Here is an 18,160-nt window from a genome sequence, read left to right on the forward strand (position 1 = left end):
ACCAGTTCGGTGAAGCGGGTGCTGAAGGTGCCCAGGGAGGTGCAGCCCACGGCGAAGCACACGTCGGTGACCGACATGTCGCCGCGGCGCAGGAGCGCTTTGGCGCGTTCGATGCGGCGGGTCATCAGGTGGCTGTAGGGGGGTTCTCCGTAGGCGGCGCGGAAGCTGCGGGAGAAGTGGCCGGTGGACATCAGGGCCTGGCGGGCCAGGGCGGGTACGTCCAGGGGCTGGGCGTAGTCGCGGTCCATGCGGTCGCGGGCGCGGCGTAGGCGTACCAGGTCGTCCAGGTCGGGGCGTTTCACGTTGTCAGTTTCGCACGGGGGTGCGACATGGGCCCGTGCGGGCGTGGGGTGGTACCTGTCGCAGGTGGTGTTCAGGGCGTGCTCTTGCGACCGTGGGTGGCGGTGTAGGTGGTTTCCAGCCAGGGGGCCAGGTCATCGAGCAGGTGGTGGAGCGGGGCGGGGTCGGGGCCCGGGTGGATGGCGGTTCGCAGGGCCAAACGCATGAGGTCGGCCTGCTCGGGGTGGTAATGGGTGAACACGTCGGTGGCCAGGCGCAGGTCGCTGGTCCAGCCACCCCAGGTGGGCATGGTGAGGGTGAATCCGGTGCGCACCAGACGTCGTCCGATGCGGCGGGCCAGGGCGCTTCGGTCGGTGTCGGTGCGGGCCTGGGACAGGGCGTGGCGCCAGCGGGGCAGGACCAGGTGCAGGTCGCCGTTGGTCTGGCGGGCCAGCAAGGTGGTGGGCCGGTAGGCGGGCAGGTGATGGGCCAGATCGGAGCCGGTCAGTGGTGTGCACAGGCAGGCCACGAAGAAGCCGCCGTCCTGGGCGGTCAGGGGACGCAGGATCTGATCGGTGTGTTCCAGGAGGATGTCGCCGCCGTCGATGGTGGGGAAGGTGGCGTTCAACTCCCTCATCAGGGCGCCGGCCCGGGCGTGGTCCTCGTGGGTGGGTGGGGTGCGCAGCAGGGCCAGGGCGTCCAGGTCCGAGACCGCGGGTGTGGCGGTGCCGCGTGGGATGCCGCCGTACAGGTAGGCGCTGTGCAGGCGGGGCCCGAAGGTGTGGGGTAGGTGGGTGCGCAGCGCTTCGATGAGCGGGGCGAAGGCGGGTGGGACGTGGGTGATGGAGCCTTCGCGGGCGATGGTGCCGTCGGGGTTGAGGCCGGTGGGTGGGGGCGCGCTCACGGGGTGGGCTCCAGGGGGTGCCAGGCCCACAGGTTGGGTTCGGTGTAGTGGCCGTGGTCGGCCTCGACGTCGATGGTGACGGGGCTCAGGGCGCCGTCGATGATGTGTTCTCCGCTGCCGGGGAGGTCTTTTCCGGCCCATTGTCGCCATTGGTGCAGGGTGCCGGTGACGTGCATGGATTCTTCGCAGGGGTGGAGGATGTGGGCGCCCAGGCGGTGGTGGGTGCGGATCCAGGGGTCGAAGTGGGTGCCGTCGGGGCGTTTCCAGGTGGCGTACTCGGCCATGGGGATGAGCGGGTAGTGGTGTTTGAGGGTGGGGCGCAGGGGTGCGGCCAGCGCGGTGAGGCCGTGGGAGGCGGCGTTGGCGCGTAGGGCGTTGGCCATGTGGGCGCTGAGGCCTTCGCCCTGGTGGGTGGGGGTGATGGCGATGTACAGGGCCACGGCGATGGTGGGGGTGCGTTGGTGGGCGTGGTCGTCGAAGGCTTGTCGTAGGGCCCAGGCGTAGCCGCCTTGGGGGAGGTCGTGTTCGTCGTGGTGCCAGGCGAGGGGGACGCTGTTGGCTCGGGCGATGACCTGGCCGTTCTCGACCAGGGCGAGTTGGTGTTCGCCGAAGGTGGTGGGCAGGTGGGGCCACAGGTGGGTGGAGTCCTGGTCGTGGAACATCACCTGGGGTCCGGGGTTGAGGTGGGGGTGTTCCAGGGCGGGGGTCAGGTCGGGTCGCTGGGCCAGGGTGTGGATGGGCATGGGGGCATCCTGGCAGAGGCGCGGGTGGTGGGGCACGGTGTTTTGGCCGGTGGTGGGCGGTGGGGTGGTGCTGGCACCACTTCGGGGGGTGGGCGGGGGTGGAGGTGTAAGCGGGTGGTGACGTCATGGTGGTTCCCGGCGGTCGAATCTAGCGTTTGAGGAGCCGGGGAGGACCCGGAGGTTTTCGGTCTCGTCGAGGAGAGTCATGATCGCGGTGAACCCCCCTTCCTGCGGTGTCGTTGAGGGCCCCTTGCGTTATGGGCGTGGTGTGCGACGTGGTGTTCGGGTGCTGGCCTTCGATGAGAGTGGGCCGGGGCGCATCGTGGAGGAGTTGGGGGATGCGGCCGAGGCCGATCATGTGGCGGTGGTTGTTCCGGGTAACGACAACGACCTGGGTAACTACTTCGATCAGGCGAGGTTGACGCGGCCGCGGGCGAACGCGGCGATCCTGCTGGAGGAGATGCGTCGTCAGGCGCCCACCGAGCGGGTGGCGGTGGTGGTGTGGGTGGGGTATCGGACTCCGCGGGGGTTCGGTGAGGCGGTGATGCGCTCCCCGGCCGAGCGGGGTGCGCGTGATCTGGTGCGGTTGACCCGGTTCTTGCCGTCCTCGGCGCGGGTGACGTTGGTGGGGCACAGTTACGGTGCGGTGGTGTGCGGGCTGGCGTTGTCGCGGGCCCGGGTGGATGAGTGCGTGGTGTTGGGTAGCCCGGGGTTGGGGGTGCGTGATGGGGACGCTCTGGGGTTTTCGGGGAATCTGTGGGCGGCTTTGGGGCCCAAGGATTGGATCCGGTTCTTTCCGCGCGGGTATGTGGGCGGGGTGGGGCATGGGCCTTCGCCGTTGCGGTCGGGTTTTGGGGCGCGGGTGTTCGCCACCGGTGACATTCCCGGGCACTGCTCCTATTACCGGTCCGGGAGTGAGTCGGTGCGCAACATCGCACGAATCGCGGTGGGACGGTATGAGCGGGTGAGTGTGGTGGGTGGGCGCGGCGAGCCGGTGCCGGCCGTTGAGGTGCCCGGTTCGGTGGTGGCCTGATGGATACGGACACGGCGATCCTGGCGCGGGGTCTGCGCAAGGGCTACCGGGGCGGCAAGGTGGCCTTGGACGGGGTGGACCTGCGGGTGGGGGCGGGGACCGTGCACGGGTTGTTGGGGCCCAACGGTGCCGGTAAGACCACCATGGTGCGGGTGTTGGCGACCTTGTTGTCCTTCGATTCCGGGCGCGCGTGGGTGGCGGGGGCCGATGTGGTGGCCCGCCCCTGGTTGGTGCGTGAGCGGATCGGGTTCGTTGGCCAGTACGCGGCGGTGGACGAGGTGTTGAGCGCGCGCCGCAACCTGGAGATGTTCGGGCGTTTGTACCACTTGGGGCGGGTGCGTTCGCGCTCGCGTGCCCAGGAGTTGTTGGAGCGTTTCGATCTGGTGGGGGCGGCCGATCGGCCGGTGCGCACTTTCTCGGGTGGGATGCGTCGTCGGTTGGATCTGGCGGCGGGGCTGGTGTTGGATCCGCGGGTGCTGTTCTTGGATGAGCCGACCACGGGGTTGGACCCGCGTAGCCGCGGTCAGGTGTGGTCGATGGTGCGTGAGTTGGTGGCGGGTGGCACCACGGTGCTGTTGACGACCCAGTACCTGGAGGAGGCCGACCGGTTGGCTGATCGGATCTCGGTGATGGACGCCGGAGGGGTGATCGCCCAGGGCACGCCGGGGGAGTTGAAGGAGCGTGTGGGCGGGGGCCGGGTGGAGGTCGTGGTGGGTCGTGCCCAGGAGTTGGGGGTGGTGGCCCAGGTGTTGGAGCGTATGGCCGGTGCGCCACCGTCGGTGGACGTGGACGCGTTGTGTGTGCGGGCGCCGTTGGCGGGACGGGGTGCCGCGTTGACCAAGGTGGTTCGGGCCTTGGACGAGGCGGGGCTGGACGTGGAGGACATCGCGTTGCGTAGGCCCACGTTGGACGAGGTGTTCTTGGCCTTGACCGGTCAAGAGGGCGATGGTCCGGGTGATGGGGCCGGGAGGGGTTCGTGGTGAGCGAGGTCGAGTGGGCTCCGGAACCGGTTCGTGGGGTGGGGGTGTGGTCGCGACGTCTGGGGTGGGCGGTGGCCGACTCGGTGGTGGTGGCCCGCCGTTATCTGGCGCACCTGGTGCGCAAACCCGATGAGCTCGTGGGCACGTTGATGATCCCGGTGTTGGCGGTGTTGCTGTTCGGGTTCGTCTTCGGTGAGGCGATGGGCGCCGCCATGGGGGTGGGCGGTGATGAGTACCGGGATTTCCTCATGCCGGGGTTGTTCGCGTTGACGATGGCGTTCGGGATCGGTAACACCACGATCGCGGTGGTCTCCGATGTGGGGCGGGGGGTGGTGGACCGGTTTCGGACGTTGCCGATGGCGCCCTCGGCGTTGTTGGTGGGCCGGTCGATGGCCGATGTGGTGTCGGCGTTGATGGATCTGACAGTCCTGGTGGGGATGGGGTTGTTGATCGGGTGGCGTTGGCACCTGGGTGTGGGGGCGGCGCTGGCGGCGTTGGGGTTGTTGTTGCTGTTGCGGTTGGCCTTCACCTGGGTCGGGATCTGGTTGGGGTTGATGGTGCGCAGCCCCGAGTCGGCGATGAAGTTCTTCTCGTTGGTGTTCCCGTTGGCGATGGTGGCGGAGACGTTCGTGCCCGCGGAGATGGTGCCGGTGTGGGTGGCTCCGGTGGCGGAGTGGAATCCGTTGTCGGCGACGGTGTTGGCGTGTCGGGAGTTATTCGGCAACACCGTGGTGGCCGGTCAGGGGTGGGTGGCGCAGAACGCGGTTTTGATGGCGTTGGTGTGGCCGTTGGTGTTGTTGGCGGTGTTCGTGCCGTTGTCGGTGGCGCGTTATCGCCGGTTGAGTCGTTGACATCCACCGGGGGTGGGGCGGGTGTGCGGGGGCCACTCGCCCCACTTTCGTGTGCGGGATGTTCAGTGGTGGGTGGTGTCGTGCAGGTATTGGGTGAAGGTGGTGCGGCCCACGACGTGTTCGGGGCTCAGGTGGTCGCCGGCGCGGAAGGCGGCGAAGATGCGGCCCGGGGCGCGTAGCGGCAGGCGGGGTTTGTTCAGTCGGTGGGCGCGCAGGTAGGTCTGGGCCAGGTCGGCGAAGAATTCGATTTGGGGTCCGCCCATGTCGTCGACGCGTCCGGCGGGTTCCTCTCGGGCCAGGCGGGCCAGGCGTAGGGCCACTTCGGTGGGGTCGACGGGTTGGACGTCCACGTCGGGGTAGGGCATGACGGGCAGGCGTGCCATGCGTGCGCACAGGTCGTTGATGAGTGTGTGGAATTGGGTGGTGCGCAGGATGGTCACGCCCAGGTCGCTTGCCTGTAGGGCCTGTTCGACGGTGTGTTTGGTCTTGTAGTAGCCCAGGGGGATGCGGTCGACGCCGACGATGGAGATGTAGACCAGGTGGTGCACGCGTGCCTTGCGGGCGGCGCCGATGAGGTGGGTGGCGGCTCGCAGGTCGCCTCCGGTGGGGGTGGAGGCCAGGTGCAGCAGGGTGTGGACGCCGTCCAGGGCCCGGTCGAGTCCGGTGCCTTGGCGTAGGTCGACGGCGTGGGCGTGGGGGTCGGTGGGGTCGGGGTTGCGGCTGAGGGTGCGTACGTGGTCCTGGCCTTGGCGTAGCAGTTCGGTGACGTGGGTGCCCAGTGCGCCTGTGGCTCCGGTGACCAGGATCGTGCGCATGTTCCACCTCCGAGACCGGCCGATGAGAGGTTCACGTTAACACCGTGTTGGGTGGTTTTCGTGGGTTTTCAGGAGGGGTGTCGGTGTGGGCGGGTGGTCAGGGGGTGTGGGGTTCTTCCCGGGGCGGTGACCCGGGCCGGGGGTGGGCTTTGGTGGGTGGTGTGCGAATACGAGCAGGTGGTGACCGGTGGTGTGGGATGTCCGGTTAGAGTGCTGGACATCGTCGGCGCAGACGGTGCCGTCACAGCGTGGTGAGGAGTGTGTCCATGTCCGCTCTCGTGCAGGAGTTGACGGCCGCCTTGGGCCAGGGGTCGGTGGTCACCGATCCACAGGTGATGGCCGGGTACGCGCACGATGAGGCCGAGTGGGCTCCCTACGGTGGCCCGGTGGCGGTGGTGCGCCCCCGAGAGACGGCGGATGTGGCGCGGGTGGTGCGCGCTTGTGTGGAGCACGGGGTTCCGGTGGTGGCGCGCGGTGCCGGTACGGGTTTGTCGGGTGCGGCCAACGCCGGGCAGGGGTGGGTGGTGGTCTCCTTCGAGCGCATGGATCGGGTGTTGGAGGTCGACGCGGTCCAGCAGAGCGTCACGGTGCAGCCGGGTGTGGTCAACGATGACCTGCGGGAGCGGGTGGCCGCCGACGGGTTGTGGTATCCGCCGGACCCGGCTTCGGCTCCGTGGTCGACCATCGGTGGGAACGTGGCCACCAACGCGGGCGGGTTGTGCTGCGTCAAGTACGGGGTGACCCGTGACTACGTGCTGGGCATGGAGGTGGTGACCGGGACCGGTGAGGTGGTGCGGTTGGGGCGCACCACCGCCAAGGGTGTGACCGGCTATGACCTGGCCGGGCTCATGGTGGGTTCGGAGGGCACGCTGGGGTTGGTCACCGAGGTGACGTTGCGTCTGGTTCCGTTGCGCACCGGGGTGGAGCACACGGTGGTGGGCTACTTCGACTCGTTGGTGGAGGCGGGTCGTGCGGTGGCGGCGGTTTCGGCGGCCGGTGTCGTGCCTTCGGCGATGGAGTTGATCGACCGGTTCTGTCTGCGTGCGGTGGACGAGTGGAAGAACATGGGGCTCTCGGCCGAGGGCGAGGTGTTGTTGTTGGCCCGCAGTGACCTGCCCGGTGAGTCGGGTCAGGCCGAGGCCGACCGCATCCTGGAGTGTTTCGAGAAGGAGCGTGCGGTGTACGCGGTGCGTTCCACCGACGCCGAGGAGGCCGAGGCGTTGTTCTCGGCGCGCCGGTTGGCCTACCCGGCGTTGGAGCGGTTGGGTCCGTTGTTGACCGAGGACGTGTGCGTGCCCAAGGCGCGGGTGCCGCAGATGTTGGCGGCCATCGAGCGGGCGGCGGAGCGTTTCGACACCCACATCGGCAACATCGCCCATGCCGGTGATGGGAACCTGCACCCCCTGTTCATCGTTCCGGCCGGGGACGAGGCCGCCAAGGAGCGGGCCAAGCAGGCCTTCGAGGTGATCGTGGACGAGGCGTTGGCGATGGGCGGCACGGTCACCGGTGAGCACGGGGTGGGGTTGCTCAAGATGCGAGGGGCCGCCCAGGAGTTGGGGCCCCAGGTGGTGGAGATGCATCGGGCGGTCAAGGCGGCGTTGGATCCGCACGGTGTCCTGAACCCGGGCAAGGTGTTCGCCTGAGTCCTTCGGTGTTGTGCGGGGGGCGTTCTCGATGAGGACGGCCCCCCTTTTTTCGTTCGGGATCAGGTGTGGGTGAGGTGGTCGTGCAGGTGGGCGGCGGCGGTGAGCATGGCCCGGGAGCGGCCCAGCAGGTCGTGGGAGCGCTGATCCAGGGCCTGGTTCAGGGCGGTGGTGTCGCCGCTGTGACGCAGTTGCTCCAGGACGGGGCCGATGTCGGGTAGGGGGTAGCCGACCTGGCGGAGCAGGTGGACGATGCGGGCCAGACGCACGTCGGCGGGGGTGTAGGTGCGGTACCCGGTGGTGTGGTCGCGTTGGGGGGTGAGCAGGCCGGCCTGCTCCCACACGCGTAGGGCCGAGGTGCGCACCCCCAGGTGGGCGGCGACCTCGCCGATGCGCAGGTCACCGGAGGGTGGGGCGGGGGCGTTCTCGGTGTGGTGGGCGATGGCGGACAGGGCCTGACCTGCCTGGTTCAGGGCTTGGCGGTGTCGGTGCAGGTCGGCGTGGGCGGCGTCGATCAGCTCCAGGGCACGGTCGGTGTCCTGTGCGTGTACGGCGTGCATGATCTCGCGGGAGGTGTGGCTACCGAAGGCGGCGTACAGGGCCCGGTAGGTGAGCAGGGCGCGGCGGTGGTGGTGGGTGAAGACGCGGTATCCGGACGCGGTGCGTGGGGTGGGTGGTAGCAGGCCTTCGTCGGCGTGGTTGCGGACCTGTTGGGTGGAGATGCCCGCGGCGCGGGCCAGGTCGATGGGGCGCAGGCGGGCCGGCTCGTCCACGCGGTTCCTTCCGTGAAAGGGGTGTGGGTGGTGGGGCCAGGATAGGGCGGGCGGGGGTGGGTCGGTGGTGTTCGGGTCGGGGTGGTGGGGTGTGCGAATCGGAGGGAACCGGGGAGGGTGTGGGGCGCGTCTCACCTGTAGGTGAGCCGCTCTGAAAGGATGTGCCCCATGTCCGGTGGCGTTTTGGCCCTGTTGGCCATCGCGGTCGTGATCATCATCGCGATCTCGGTGATGAGTGCCGCGGCCGAGCGTGAGCGGGCCGGGGTGTTGCGCGGGTGGGCCGGTGGGCGCGGGTGGGGTTATGACCGTGAGCGGCCCGAGTTGGCCGACCGGTTCGCCGGTGCGCCTTTTCGGCGGGCCCCCTCCAACGCCAGGGCGGTGCACGTGCTCTCCGCCGAGCATCGGGGGCATCGGGTGTTGGCCTATGAGTACACCTACACCACCTGTGGTCAGGATGGGCGTTCGGCTCCCAGCACGCATCGTTTCCCGGTGGTGGTCGTGCCCACCCCGTGTACCCCGGTGTTGCAGGTGTGCGCCGAGGCGGGGCCGACCCTGCCGGGTGCGGGGCGGGTGCGGGTGGGCGAGTCCACCTTCGATGAGACCTTCGAGGTGCGTTGCGCGGATGAGGCCTTCGCGCGGGCGTTGCTGGATGAGCGGGTGCGCGCCTGGTTGTTGGAGGCGCCGGGGGAGCGGGCGGGGTTCCGTTTCACCGGTGAGTACCTTCTGACCTGGGGTGAGGGCCGGTTGGAGGGGGATGAGGCGGTGGCCATGGCCGACCGTCTGATCGATTTGTTGGAGCACGTTCCCATCGGGGTGTGGGAGGGCGCCCGGCCTTGAGCGGCGGGTGAGTAGGGTTCGGGCGCGGCCGGCGGGGGCCGCGCCCGACTTTTGTTCCCAGCCCCTTGGTGGGTCAGGGGCGCCAGGTGGGCAGGTCGGTCCAGCGCAGCGGGTCGGTGAGGTGGGCGGTGTCGTTGAGGACCACGACGGAGGCCGGAGCGTGGGGGCGGTAGCGGATCACGGTCAGGGCGGCATGGGCCACCGGGATGCTGATCCACCGCCATGGTGGTGCGTCCAGGGCGTGGGCGATCAGGTAGGCGATCAGGTAGGCGTGGGTGATGACCACCTCGCGGCGTGGGTGTGACCCTTGAGCCGGGCCGGTGAAGCGTTCCAGGGCGCGGGCGGCCAGGTGGGGTGCGTGGTCTTGGGGCGGCAGGTGGGAGAGGAAGGCCAGGATCTGCTCGGTGTGCCGGGGCGGGAGTTCATCGCGGGTGGGCAGGTGAGGGATGTGGTCGTCGGCCTCGGGTGCCGGGGTGGCGGTGAGTCCGGGTAGGTGGGTGAGGGCTTGGTGGGCGGTCTGTGTGGTGCGTGGGGAGGGGCCGTGCCAGAGGGTGTGGGGTTCTGAGCGGCTCAGTCTGCGCCCCAACAGGTCGGCTTGTTGGCGGCCGATGTCGGTGAGGTTCGTGGTGGTGGGGTCGGCTTGGCCGTGGCGGGCCAGGTACAGATCGCGGGTCGTGGGCACGGGTGACCTCCTGGTCGGATCGGTGATGGTGGGATGTGCGCGGGTGTGATCCGGTTCTCGGTGTGGAGGTGCTGATCGGTGTGAGGAAGCAGGGGTGGGCGGGTAGGGCGGACGACGTGGCGCCGGGTTCTGCTCGGGGCCCGAGCGAACGCGATGTTCAGTGAGGGGGAGATCATGGCTGGAGAGCTCAACGGTCGGACGGTGGCGATCTTGGCCGCCGATGGGGTCGAACAGGTGGAGTTGGTGGAGCCGCGTCGGGCCTTGACCGAGGCGGGGGCCCGGGTGGAGTTGGTGTCGCTGAAGTCGGGGTCGATCCAGGCGATGAACGGTGACATCGAGCCGGCCGACCGGTTCGACGTGGACCGTGAGGTGGCCGGTGTGGGGGTGGATGACTACGACGCCCTGGTGGTGCCCGGTGGGACGGTCAACCCCGACAACCTGCGTCTTGACGGTGACGCGGTGTCGTTCGTGCGTGACTTCGTGGCCGGTGGGAAGCCGGTGGCGGCGATCTGTCACGGGCCTTGGATCCTGGTGGAGGCCGATGTGGTGCGTGGGCGCACCGTGACCTCCTACCCCAGTATCCGTACCGACATCCGTAACGCGGGGGGCACGGTGGTGGAGGAGGAGGTGGTCACCGATCACGGTGTCACCACCAGCCGTGACCCCGATGACCTACCGGCGTTCTGTGCGCGGATCGTGCGCGAGTTCGCGGGCTGAGGGAAAAGCGAGGTGGGGCCACCCGATCGGATCGGGTGGCCCCACCATCTTTTTCGGGGTCTTACTCGGCTTCGGGTTCGTCGGGGTGGCGGCGCAGGTGCAGTACCGCGGTGATGAGGCCGCCCCAGAGCACGGTGATGGAGATGACCATCATGACGATGGCGCTGGTGGACATCAGTGGTCCCCTTCCTTGTCACGGGTGTGGTCGGTGGCCGATTCGGTGCCGACCTGCTCGGGCTCCTCCAACTGCACCGGGGCCCGGCCGTCCTCGTCGCGGGTGCGGGCGGCGTCGTCGCGGGCGATGGCGTCGGCCTTCTTCCAGGGGAAGCAGGCCACGATGATGCCGAAGACGATGGCGCCGATGGCCACGCCCCATCCGGCGGCCAGCAGGAACCCGGTCGGGTAGCTTTCGTAGTTCTCGGTGAGTTCGATGCGCAGGCTGTCCCACATCATGATGCCGAGCAGGATGGGGGTGACCACGCCCAGGGTGATACGCCACCAGGTGCCCAGGTGGATGGAGGAGACGGCGTTGACGTGGGCCTGGAAGAGCTTGAGTCGGCGTACCCCCCAGGCGATGAAGACGACCAGGACCAGACCGGCCAGTGCGATGCCGTACTGGTTGATGAAGCGGTCGAAGACGTCGAGGAAGTGCAGTCCCTCGTGGGTGGGGAAGAGCAGGATCGAGGCCAGGGCGGTGGCGCCGCCGACCAGGAGCACGGTCTGGGTGCGGCCCAGTCCGGTGCGGTCTTGGACGGCGGAGACGATGACCTGGACGATGCTGATCAGTGAGGTGACGCCGGCGATGGACAGGCAGGCGAAGAACAGTACGCCGAACAGTGGGCCGCCGAAGGGCAGGCTGGAGATGATCTGTGGGAAGGCGACGAAGGCCAGTCCGATGCCGGAGGTGGCGACTTCGTCGACGGCGGTGCCCGCGGCGGCGGCCATGAATCCCAGGGCGGCGAAGACGCCGATGCCGGCCAGGAGTTCGAAGGACGCGTTGGCGAACCCGGCGACCATGGCCGAGCCGGTCAGGTCGGACTTGCGTTTGAGGTAGGAGGCGTAGGTGACCATGATGGCGAAGCCGATGGACAGTGAGAAGAACACGTGTCCGTAGGCGGCGATCCATACCTTGCCGGTGAGCATGGCCGACCAGTCGGGTGTGAAGAACGCGTTCAGGCCGGTGGCCGCGCCGTCCAGGGTCAGGGCCTGGATGACCATGATGCCGAACAGGACCACGAGTAGGGGGATGGTGATCCTGTTGATGATCTCGATGCCGCGGCGCACACCGATGATGAGGATGGCCAGGGTGACCAGCCACACTCCGATGAGCGGCCAGGCGACCCCGGAGACGTAGCCCGAGACCGGTCCGGGTTCGGGGTTCATTTGGAGGAAGTCGTTGAAGAAGAATCCGTCGGGGTCGTTGCCCCAGGCCTGGGTGATGGAGAACCAGGTGTAGCGGATCGACCAGGCGATGATGACGGCGTAGTAGATGGCCACGACGAAGCAGATGGCCACCTGCCACCAGCCCAGGGCTTCGGCGGGGCGCCAGATACGCCGGTAGGACAGGGGCGCCGAGGAACGGTACCGGTGGCCGATGCCGTATTCGAGGATGAGCAGCGGGATGCCCGCGGTGAGCATCGCGATCAGGTAGGGCAGCAGGAACGCTCCGCCCCCGTTCTCATAGGCGACGTAGGGGAATCGCCAGATGTTGCCCAGTCCGATGGCCGATCCGATCGCGGCCATGAGGAATCCCGCGCGTGTTCCCCATTGCTCGCGAGGCTGTTGCCCCATGTTCAGGTCTCCTAAATCATCCCGTAGTTCGCGACCCGCACGGTAGCAGGATTTGGCTATCCGAGCATCGTTGAGGCTGGTCTTGTGGCTGGATGTCGTTTCTGTAGGGGCTTTTGGTGTCGTTTTGTCTTGGGTCGGTGCGGGGGTGGGGAGCCAAGGGGCGCTAACCGGGCGTGTTCAGGTCGGCTGTGCTCGGGGCCTTCGCGCCTGAGGGGGCCGGCGGGGGCGCGCACGGTGTGTGTCGGGTGCGCGCCCCGGGGGTCACCAGCGCATGTGGACCTGTTCGGCGAAGCCGTTCAGGTCACTCACGGTCAGGGTGGTGCCGTCGTCGGTGCGTACGGTGCCCCGGTAGTGGCCGAAGCATTGGTGGGTGTCGCTGACGATCAGGCCGGTGTCGGTGCGGTCGACGCGTTCGTGGAAGGGGGTGAAGACCACGTCGACCTTGTCGGAGGCGGGGGTGTACAGGCGCCAGGGGGCGAGGAAGTCGTCGGGGTCGTAGTCCCAGACGAGTTCTTCACCGATCTTGGTGAGGCGGCCGTCCACGCACAGGGCGTTCTCGGTCAGCCCGGTGCCCTTGGTCCATTGGCCGCCGAACTGTAGGCCCAGGGTGTGGCCGTCGGTGTGTCCGGCGGCGGCACCCCAGTTCCAGTTGATGTCGTAGGGCCAGCGGCCGCGGCCGTGGTCCAGTACGCCGAAGGCGTCGGTGAAGTCGTAGGTGTGCTCGCCCAGGCGGACGGTGCCCGAGGCGGGCAGGGCGGTGTTCTTGGAGGTGTACTGGAAGCGGGTGGGACTCCAGGGGATGACCACGCTCATGGATTCGTGGCCCGGGGGTGGAGTGATGAGCAGGTCGGCGTGCAGGGGCCCGTGGTCGGTGGTGCAGGAGAAGCGCAGCCGGGTGCCGGTGGGAGTGTCGTCGATGTGGGCGCGGATGGGACCCAGGGCGGCGGTGGGGCCGGCGCCCAGGCTGTGGGGTACGCGCACCCCATGGCCCAGGGGGCGCAGCGCGGTGCGCGAGACCTCCACGGGCGCGGCGGGGTCTGAGTGGTCGAGGAGGTAGACCGAGGTCAGGCCCAGGTAGTCGATGTCGGCGACGGTGATGGCGATCAGGTGGGTGGGGGTGCTCACGCACCAGTATTCCCAGCGTTTGGTGCGTGACCAGCCGGGGATGTGGGTGCGGTGCAGTGGGGTGCGCGACCAGCCCACCGCCCCGGGGTTCAGGCGCCCCTGGGGGGTGCACAGGTCCACGGGTGAGGTGATCTCGCGTTCGTGTGTGGGCATGGCCGTCAAGCCTACGGTGCTCAGCCATGGGTGTGGTGGTGCGGGTGTTGAGGATGAGGCCGGGCCGGGCCCTCGGGTCGGCCCGGCGGGGGCTCAGCCGGGTTCGAGGTCGTTGATGCCCAGCCGGGTCAGGCGGGCGCGGATCGCACCGGTGTTGCGCCCGAACTCCTCTGCGAGCGCGGCCAGGGTCGTGCCCTGGGCGGCGTGTCGGGCCAGGAGTTCGTCGTCTTCGGTGCTCCAGGGCCGGTAGGCGTTGGGATGGTGGCGGCGTTGTTCCCGCACGAACCCGGCCGGCGCCTGGCCGGTGGCGGAGCTCTGCAGCATGAGCCACCCCAGGGTGGCCATGATCTCCGCCGGAAGGACCCCGGACAGGTTCGTGGTGATCTCGCCGTCGTCGGTGAATCCGACCGCTTCGATGGACACTCTGCCATCGGGGGTGGGGGTGGTGGTGAACCGGAGCCGCTCGGCACCCTGTTCCACGGTGATGGTGGTGGGGCGGTGGGGTTCGTCGGGCACGGTCCTCCTCGGTTTTGTGGGCTGGGGCGGGCATAACCTAGCCGGGAAGAGCAGGGGTCGGGGTGGTATGGCCTGTTGTGGACAGAGTGGGTGGAGGCGGTGTTCGAGGCGGGTGGGGCACCCGGGGGATGGGACAATGCGGGCCATGTCGGTTCGTGAACTCGTGGTCTTGGGTAGTTCCAGCGCGGTGCCCACCCGTCGGCGCAACCACAACGGGTACTTCCTGCGTTGGGGGGATCAGGGGGTGCTGTTCGACCCCGGTGAGGGCACCCAGCGACAGATGCGCATGGTGGGGCTCGCGGCCTCCGACATCACCCGCATCTGTGTGACCCACTTCCATGGCGACCACAGTCTGGGGTTGCCGGGCATCGTGCAGCGCATCGCCCGCGACCAGGTGTCGCACACGGTACGGGCCACCTATCCGGGGGCGGGCCAGGAGTACTGGGAGCGGTTGCGCCACGCCACCTCCTTCGTGGACACCGACGTGATCGTTGCCCAGCCGGTGGGCGGCGCGGGCGGCTGTGTGCTGGGCGAGGACGAGCCCTTCACCATCACGGCGTTGCCGCTGCGCCACTCGGTGCCGGCCTATGGGTACCGGTTGGTCGAACCGGACGGGTGGCGGATGCTGCCCGAGCGGTTGGCGCACTTCGGAGTGCGCGGGCCCGACATCGCCCGTTTGCAACGTCAGGGAAGCATCGAGGTGCGGGGGCGCACGGTGGAGTTGGCCCAGTGCGCCCGACCCCGACCCGGGCAGGTGTTCGCGTTCGTGATGGACACCGGCGAGTGCGAGCAGGCCGTGGAACTGGCGCGGGGCGCGGACATGCTGGTGATCGAGTCGACCTACCTGGACGAGCACGAGGAATGGGCCGAGCGGTACGGGCACCTGACGGCCCGGCAGGCGGGGCGGATCGCGGCACGGGCGGGGGTGCGTCTGTTGGTGCTCACCCACCTGTCGGAGAGGTATGAGCAGGACCAGGACGGGTCGTTCGTGGCCCAGGCCGCCGAGGAGTTCGACGGGCCGGTGGTGTTGGCCGCGGACCTGGACCGGATCGCGTTGCCGGCCCGACGCTGAGCCGCGGGGCTCTGAGCCCGGGTGTTGACGCTTCTGTGTGTGCGCCCCAGATGGGGTGGGTTCAGTCCCGGCCCAGGGCCCGGGACCGTGTCGGGTCGTCTTCTTCGGCCGGGGTGGTGGCGGTGGGTCCGTCGGGATCGCTCGCCGCGGTGGCCGGGGTGGTGGGCACCGCGGTCTGGGCGATGAACGCCCCGGTCACGATCACCACCGCCCCCAGAAGCTGCATGGTGTTGAGCGCCTCGCCCAGCAGGATCCAGGCCAGCACGATGGCGGTGACCACCTCCAGGTAGGCCACACCTCCGGCGACCTGCGGGGACAACCGTTTGATCGCCGATACCCCGGTGAAGTAGGCGATGGCGGTGCACACCAGGGCCAACCACGAGGCGATGGCCCACCCGGGCAGGATGACACCGCCCAGGGACAGGGGCGCGCCCAGAAGTTCCCAGGGCAGGGTCCAGGGGCGGGCGAGCACGCCCAACACCACACCGGCGATCAGCGCGCCGAAGGCGATGACGGCCAAGGGGTCGGCGTCCTCTCCCATGGCGTCTCCCAACAGGAAGAACGCCGCCTGGGCCGCGGCCGCGCCCAACGCCAGGCCCACCCCGATCGCGTCCAGGCGCATGCCGGCCCACACCTCCAGCAGCAGACCCAGCCCGGCCACCGCCAACACCACGCCGATGACGGCCGCGGGGGAGACGCGCCTGCGGCGTACCAGACGTACCCACAACAACACCAGGACCGGGCCCAGGAACTCCAACAGCAGGGCGATACCGACGGGGATGCGGGCGACGGCGGCGAAGTACAGGGCTTGGACCCCGGCCATGGGGAAGAGGCCATAGGCCAGCAACAGCAGGGGGCGGCGCAGGACCAGACGCCAGTGGCGCAGGGCCACTGGCAGCAGGATCAGGGCGGCGCCGGCCACGCGCAGCCAGGTGACGTGGAGCGGGTCCATACCGGCGTCCATCAGGGGGCGGGCGAGGACCCCCGAGCCACCGAAGGTCAGGGCCGAGGCGAAGGCGAAGGCCAGCCCGGAGGGGCGGTGCCGGGTGGGTTGGGCGGACACGGGGGACACTCCAGGAACAAGGTGGGATGAGGGGATCACCAGGGGTGGATTCGAGGTCGCCTTGAGCTTAGAGGAGAGCCTTGGTCGTGGCCGATGGCAGGTGTGCCCGGTCGGCCGTCATCGACGGGGTGTCCTGGGTCGAATGCGGGCCGTTGGAGTGATGCGCTCGGCCTCCGGCACGGGATCGTTCGGAGGCCGGGCATTGGGGGCGGGGCGATTCAGGTCCAGGGCAGGGGGACCGGCACCGGTATCGAGCCTTCCTCCAGGGAGCGGGCGCCGGCGACTCCGACCAGGGAGGCGGCCACGGCCTGGCGCACCCCCACCGGTGGTGGCGCTCCCTGTTCCACGGTCGCGCGTAGTCCTTGGAGGACGAGCACCGTGCCCTCCTGCCCTCGTTCCACGGCGACGCCGTCCACGAGTACCGGTGGGGCGATGTGTTCGGCCTCGTGGGTGCGGCCGTCGGCGCGTGTCCATCCCGGGTGACGCACCCGCACCGACCAGGCGCTCTCGCTGAGGCTTCGCCCCGCTTCGGCGGCCGCGCGTGTGCCGTGCACAGAGATCCGGCTCCAGTGCGAGTCCGGTTCCCCTTGGAGGAAGCCGTTGCGGGTCAGGGCCAGAGCCCCGGTGGACAGGCGCACCGCCATCACCGAGGCCTGTCTGGGGGAGGCGGTGTGCACGGGCAAGGCGGTGACCTGCACCGGCATGGCTTCGCTGATCGCCAGGATCGGGGACAGGGAGTGCGTACAGTAGGCGGTCGGGGGGATCCGGCCGCGCCAGTGGTCCGGGTCCCCGATCAGGCCTTGGACCGCTTGGGGTGCCATGGCGTGCAGGTAGTCCGCTTCGATGAGGTCGATCTCGCCCAAGGTTCCCTCTTGGGCCAGTGTGCGCAGGAGCCGCGTGTGCGGGTGCAGGACGTAGTTCTCCGCGAAGGAGTAGGTGGCCGTGCTCGCCTGGGCGGCGGCCAGGAGTTCGGCGCCTTCCTGGGCATTGGTGCAGGCCGCGGTCTCGGAGAGTACGTGGACGCCGTGTTCGAGGAAGGTCATGGCAAGGGGTGCGTGGGCGTCGAAGTCGTTGGTGAGCAGGACCGCGTCCAGATCCTGATGGAGCAGGTCGCGCCAGTGCGCGACCAGGGTCAGGGTGGGCAGTCGTATGGCGGCCCGCCGTGCCGTGGCGGGGTCGACATCGCAGCCGGCGACCACGTCGATTCCGATCCGCCGCGCCCAGTCGGCCATGTGCAGTCCCTGACGAAGACCCACCACTCCCATACGCATGGGTCGATGATCCCCGCACCGGTGGCGTGGGGCCACCGGTTTTCCAAGGCGGGGCGCGGCAGATGGGATCCGTTCATCGGGCGGGGCCCGATCGCGAGCCGATGGTTTCAGGCACGTGTGGTCGGCAGCTCCAGCAGGGTCTGGCCGGGAATGGAGGCGTCGGGGCGGCGATAGCGTGCCAGGCAGCGGCGGCAGTCGACCCCGGTGGTGGCGGCGCGCAGGCGAAGTGGGTCCACGGCGGCGTGGCATCCGGTGGCCGGTACCGACACCCCTGCCCACAGGTGGCTGGTGAGGGTGTGCACGATCTCGCCGGAGCCGATGGTGACGCCCTTGGCGCCGGTCAGGCCGGCGCGGTGGCGGTTCAGGACCGCCATCAGGTGTTCGACGTCGGGCCGGCCCACCTGCCGGGTGGGGCCGGTGGGCCCCAAGACGGTGTTGTCCATGGTGGGGAGGATGCCCGCGAAGTGGGGTGGGAACACGTCGACAGGCCGTGCCCGTGGACAATGGGGTTCAGCCTGATCTAGCGAGGAACCCCGGGCGTTCACGCCCGGGAGGAATCGCTTCTCAAGATAGCGGTGACCCGCACCAGAGCACGGGTTCGCACCGTTGACCTCAGCCTGGACGCTTCTGGTTCTCGATGTACTCCTTGATGATCGCCAACGGGGCGCCGCCGCAGGACGCAGCAAAGTAGGACGGGGACCAGAAGTGGTCGCCCCACAAGTACTTGCGAAGGTGGCCGGGGAACTCCTGGCGGAGCCTGCGGGCGGACACGCCCTTGAGAGAGCCGACCAGTCGGGAAATGGCGACCTTGGGCGGATAGCGCACGAGCAGGTGGACGTGATCGCGTTCGCCGTTGAACTCGACCAACTCGGTTTCGAAGTCGGCACAGACGGCTCGCATGATCTCTTCGCA

21 protein-coding genes are annotated in these 18,160 nt (G+C 69.1%); 7 read left to right on the forward strand and 14 right to left on the reverse strand.

Features of this window, described 5'->3' with window-relative positions; genetic code table 11:
- From ACWGKS_RS28895 to ACWGKS_RS28905, 3 genes are all read right to left on the reverse strand, one after another.
- A partial coding sequence (locus ACWGKS_RS28895; RefSeq protein ID WP_452524840.1) for a helix-turn-helix transcriptional regulator occupies nucleotides 1-248 on the reverse strand: 248 nt, incomplete at its 3' end.
- A 125-nt stretch (nucleotides 249-373) separates the two neighbouring features.
- Entirely contained in the window at nucleotides 374-1,183 is an 810-nt protein-coding gene (locus ACWGKS_RS28900) for a nucleotidyltransferase domain-containing protein (protein ID WP_358505869.1), read from the reverse strand.
- The gene (locus ACWGKS_RS28905; protein ID WP_358505866.1) at nucleotides 1,180-1,926 is read right to left on the reverse strand and encodes a hypothetical protein; all 747 of its coding nucleotides are present in this window, start codon (nucleotides 1,924-1,926) and stop codon (nucleotides 1,180-1,182) included. Before ACWGKS_RS28905 ends, ACWGKS_RS28900 begins: the two co-directional genes overlap by 4 nt.
- A 205-nt stretch (nucleotides 1,927-2,131) precedes the next feature.
- On the opposite strand from ACWGKS_RS28905, the gene ACWGKS_RS28910 reads away from it, so the two are divergent.
- The 3 genes from ACWGKS_RS28910 to ACWGKS_RS28920 are packed head-to-tail and all read left to right on the forward strand — an operon-like array spanning nucleotide 2,132 to nucleotide 4,790.
- A complete protein-coding gene (locus tag ACWGKS_RS28910; protein WP_358505863.1) occupies nucleotides 2,132-2,959 on the forward strand; it encodes an alpha/beta hydrolase in 828 nt (275 codons plus the stop codon).
- Nucleotides 2,959-3,942 (forward strand): ATP-binding cassette domain-containing protein, encoded by a 984-nt coding sequence (locus ACWGKS_RS28915; protein ID WP_358505860.1) that lies wholly within the window; start codon nucleotides 2,959-2,961, stop codon nucleotides 3,940-3,942. The genes ACWGKS_RS28910 and ACWGKS_RS28915 overlap by 1 nt, the downstream gene beginning before the upstream one ends.
- Nucleotides 3,939-4,790, forward strand: coding sequence for an ABC transporter permease (locus tag ACWGKS_RS28920; RefSeq protein WP_452456799.1), 852 nt, complete (start codon nucleotides 3,939-3,941; stop codon nucleotides 4,788-4,790). Before ACWGKS_RS28915 ends, ACWGKS_RS28920 begins: the two co-directional genes overlap by 4 nt.
- Nucleotides 4,791-4,852: 62 nt before the next feature.
- Here ACWGKS_RS28920 and ACWGKS_RS28925 read toward each other — a convergent pair whose 3' ends face one another.
- Nucleotides 4,853-5,605: an SDR family oxidoreductase gene (locus ACWGKS_RS28925; RefSeq protein WP_358505857.1), complete on the reverse strand. Its 753-nt coding sequence runs from the start codon at nucleotides 5,603-5,605 to the stop codon at nucleotides 4,853-4,855.
- Nucleotides 5,606-5,871: 266 nt separating this feature from the next.
- Here ACWGKS_RS28925 and ACWGKS_RS28930 point away from each other — a divergent pair, with 266 nt between their 5' ends.
- Nucleotides 5,872-7,248, forward strand: coding sequence for an FAD-binding oxidoreductase (locus ACWGKS_RS28930; RefSeq protein WP_358505854.1), 1,377 nt, complete (start codon nucleotides 5,872-5,874; stop codon nucleotides 7,246-7,248).
- 62 nt (nucleotides 7,249-7,310) lie between these two features.
- Here the strand turns inward: ACWGKS_RS28930 and ACWGKS_RS28935 are convergent, their stop codons facing one another.
- Nucleotides 7,311-8,021 carry a MerR family transcriptional regulator gene (locus tag ACWGKS_RS28935; RefSeq protein ID WP_358505851.1) on the reverse strand — a complete coding sequence of 237 codons (711 nt, stop codon included), beginning with the start codon at nucleotides 8,019-8,021 and terminating at the stop codon, nucleotides 7,311-7,313.
- Between the two features lie 168 nt (nucleotides 8,022-8,189).
- Here ACWGKS_RS28935 and ACWGKS_RS28940 point away from each other — a divergent pair, with 168 nt between their 5' ends.
- Nucleotides 8,190-8,858, forward strand: coding sequence for a hypothetical protein (locus tag ACWGKS_RS28940; RefSeq protein WP_358505848.1), 669 nt, complete (start codon nucleotides 8,190-8,192; stop codon nucleotides 8,856-8,858).
- A 73-nt stretch (nucleotides 8,859-8,931) separates the two neighbouring features.
- On the opposite strand, the gene ACWGKS_RS28945 is transcribed toward ACWGKS_RS28940, so the two are convergent.
- On the reverse strand, nucleotides 8,932-9,540 hold the full coding sequence (locus tag ACWGKS_RS28945) for a histidine phosphatase family protein (protein WP_452456802.1): 609 nt from the start codon (nucleotides 9,538-9,540) through the stop codon (nucleotides 8,932-8,934).
- 174 nt (nucleotides 9,541-9,714) lie between these two features.
- Between ACWGKS_RS28945 and ACWGKS_RS28950 the strand changes: the two genes are divergently transcribed.
- On the forward strand, nucleotides 9,715-10,257 hold the full coding sequence (locus tag ACWGKS_RS28950) for a type 1 glutamine amidotransferase domain-containing protein (RefSeq protein WP_358505842.1): 543 nt from the start codon (nucleotides 9,715-9,717) through the stop codon (nucleotides 10,255-10,257).
- 61 nt (nucleotides 10,258-10,318) lie between these two features.
- On the opposite strand, the gene ACWGKS_RS28955 is transcribed toward ACWGKS_RS28950, so the two are convergent.
- The 4 genes from ACWGKS_RS28955 to ACWGKS_RS28970 form a co-directional block, all read right to left on the reverse strand.
- A complete protein-coding gene (locus ACWGKS_RS28955) occupies nucleotides 10,319-10,432 on the reverse strand; it encodes a methionine/alanine import family NSS transporter small subunit (protein WP_084392259.1) in 114 nt (37 codons plus the stop codon).
- A complete protein-coding gene (locus ACWGKS_RS28960; protein WP_358505838.1) occupies nucleotides 10,432-12,048 on the reverse strand; it encodes a sodium-dependent transporter in 1,617 nt (538 codons plus the stop codon). Before ACWGKS_RS28960 ends, ACWGKS_RS28955 begins: the two co-directional genes overlap by 1 nt.
- A 261-nt stretch (nucleotides 12,049-12,309) precedes the next feature.
- Complete coding sequence (locus ACWGKS_RS28965; RefSeq protein ID WP_358505835.1) at nucleotides 12,310-13,326, reverse strand: DUF2804 domain-containing protein; 1,017 nt, start codon at nucleotides 13,324-13,326, stop codon at nucleotides 12,310-12,312.
- A gap of 93 nt (nucleotides 13,327-13,419) precedes the next feature.
- On the reverse strand, nucleotides 13,420-13,842 hold the full coding sequence (locus ACWGKS_RS28970) for a hypothetical protein (protein WP_358505832.1): 423 nt from the start codon (nucleotides 13,840-13,842) through the stop codon (nucleotides 13,420-13,422).
- A 145-nt stretch (nucleotides 13,843-13,987) separates the two neighbouring features.
- Here ACWGKS_RS28970 and ACWGKS_RS28975 point away from each other — a divergent pair, with 145 nt between their 5' ends.
- Nucleotides 13,988-14,914, forward strand: a complete 927-nt coding sequence (locus tag ACWGKS_RS28975; protein WP_358505829.1) for a ribonuclease Z — start codon at nucleotides 13,988-13,990, stop codon at nucleotides 14,912-14,914.
- 61 nt (nucleotides 14,915-14,975) lie between these two features.
- On the opposite strand, the gene ACWGKS_RS28980 is transcribed toward ACWGKS_RS28975, so the two are convergent.
- From ACWGKS_RS28980 to tnpA, 4 genes are all read right to left on the reverse strand, one after another.
- Nucleotides 14,976-15,977, reverse strand: coding sequence for an EamA family transporter (locus tag ACWGKS_RS28980; protein WP_358505826.1), 1,002 nt, complete (start codon nucleotides 15,975-15,977; stop codon nucleotides 14,976-14,978).
- 218 nt (nucleotides 15,978-16,195) lie between these two features.
- Nucleotides 16,196-17,248, reverse strand: coding sequence for a Gfo/Idh/MocA family protein (locus ACWGKS_RS28985; RefSeq protein ID WP_358505823.1), 1,053 nt, complete (start codon nucleotides 17,246-17,248; stop codon nucleotides 16,196-16,198).
- A gap of 107 nt (nucleotides 17,249-17,355) precedes the next feature.
- Nucleotides 17,356-17,691 carry a hypothetical protein gene (locus ACWGKS_RS28990; protein ID WP_358505820.1) on the reverse strand — a complete coding sequence of 112 codons (336 nt, stop codon included), beginning with the start codon at nucleotides 17,689-17,691 and terminating at the stop codon, nucleotides 17,356-17,358.
- Between the two features lie 169 nt (nucleotides 17,692-17,860).
- On the reverse strand, nucleotides 17,861-18,160 hold a 300-nt coding region (tnpA, locus tag ACWGKS_RS28995; protein ID WP_452524838.1), incomplete at its 5' end, for an IS200/IS605 family transposase.

The organism is Nocardiopsis sp. NPDC055879 (genome assembly GCF_053615935.1).

Coding starts and splice junctions, on each gene's coding strand:
- ACWGKS_RS28905 (WP_358505866.1), bottom strand. CDS start 1,926: ATGCCCATCCACACCCTGGCCCAGCGACCCGACCTGACCCCCGCCCTG.
- ACWGKS_RS28910 (WP_358505863.1), top strand. CDS start 2,132: ATGATCGCGGTGAACCCCCCTTCCTGCGGTGTCGTTGAGGGCCCCTTG.
- ACWGKS_RS28915 (WP_358505860.1), top strand. CDS start 2,959: ATGGATACGGACACGGCGATCCTGGCGCGGGGTCTGCGCAAGGGCTAC.
- ACWGKS_RS28925 (WP_358505857.1), bottom strand. CDS start 5,605: ATGCGCACGATCCTGGTCACCGGAGCCACAGGCGCACTGGGCACCCAC.
- ACWGKS_RS28930 (WP_358505854.1), top strand. CDS start 5,872: ATGTCCGCTCTCGTGCAGGAGTTGACGGCCGCCTTGGGCCAGGGGTCG.
- ACWGKS_RS28940 (WP_358505848.1), top strand. CDS start 8,190: ATGTCCGGTGGCGTTTTGGCCCTGTTGGCCATCGCGGTCGTGATCATC.
- ACWGKS_RS28950 (WP_358505842.1), top strand. CDS start 9,715: ATGGCTGGAGAGCTCAACGGTCGGACGGTGGCGATCTTGGCCGCCGAT.
- ACWGKS_RS28955 (WP_084392259.1), bottom strand. CDS start 10,432: ATGTCCACCAGCGCCATCGTCATGATGGTCATCTCCATCACCGTGCTC.
- ACWGKS_RS28960 (WP_358505838.1), bottom strand. CDS start 12,048: ATGGGGCAACAGCCTCGCGAGCAATGGGGAACACGCGCGGGATTCCTC.
- ACWGKS_RS28965 (WP_358505835.1), bottom strand. CDS start 13,326: ATGCCCACACACGAACGCGAGATCACCTCACCCGTGGACCTGTGCACC.
- ACWGKS_RS28975 (WP_358505829.1), top strand. CDS start 13,988: ATGTCGGTTCGTGAACTCGTGGTCTTGGGTAGTTCCAGCGCGGTGCCC.
- ACWGKS_RS28985 (WP_358505823.1), bottom strand. CDS start 17,248: ATGCGTATGGGAGTGGTGGGTCTTCGTCAGGGACTGCACATGGCCGAC.
- ACWGKS_RS28990 (WP_358505820.1), bottom strand. CDS start 17,691: ATGGACAACACCGTCTTGGGGCCCACCGGCCCCACCCGGCAGGTGGGC.